The sequence below is a fragment of the Oleiphilus sp. HI0125 genome (genome assembly GCF_001635355.1).
The window spans coordinates 1-564 of record NZ_LWGF01001119.1 but is presented as its reverse complement, the minus strand read 5'-3'; the positions used below and the strand labels follow the sequence as shown (position 1 = coordinate 564).

The following is a 564-nucleotide window of genomic DNA, read 5'->3' as shown; positions in this document are numbered from 1 at the left end:
TTAAAGGCGTTGAAGGGAATGATGTGGTGATTCAGGTGGATCAAGAAGAATACTTGTTCCCAGTTGAAGGCATTGAGAAAGCGAACATCGTACCGCAATTTGATTGATTAGGATTATTGGAGCAAACGACGCGATGAACAAAGAAATTCTGCTGGTTGTTGAGGCGGTCTCAAACGAAAAGGGCGTTGACAAAGAAGTCATTTTCGAAGCTATTGAGTTGGCATTGGCGACAGCAACTAAAAAGCGTTATGAAGACGAGGAAGAAGCCGATATTTTAGTGAATATCGATCGCAAGACGGGTGAATACGATACTTTTCGTCGCTGGTTAGTTGTGAGTAACGATGCAGTGCCTGCTTTAGGTACTGAGTTGACTATGGAAGAAGCGGAAGAAATTGATACAGCGCTTCAACCAGGTGATATTCACACAGAGCAGGTTGAGTCGATTGCTTTTGGTCGTATCGGTGCACAAGCTGCTAAGCAAATTATTGTTCAAAAAGTACGTGAAGCTGAACGCGAAAAAATCGTCGATGGCTATCGTGACCGTGTTGGAGAATTGGTTTCAGG

The 564-nt window shown here is 43.6% G+C and carries 1 protein-coding gene; it reads left to right on the top strand.

Annotation, left to right across the window (positions count from 1 at the left end; all coding sequences use genetic code 11):
- Positions 1 to 133: 133 nt before the first annotated feature.
- A partial coding sequence (locus A3762_RS19325) for a NusA N-terminal domain-containing protein (protein ID WP_304439301.1) occupies positions 134 to 564 on the top strand: 431 nt, incomplete at its 3' end.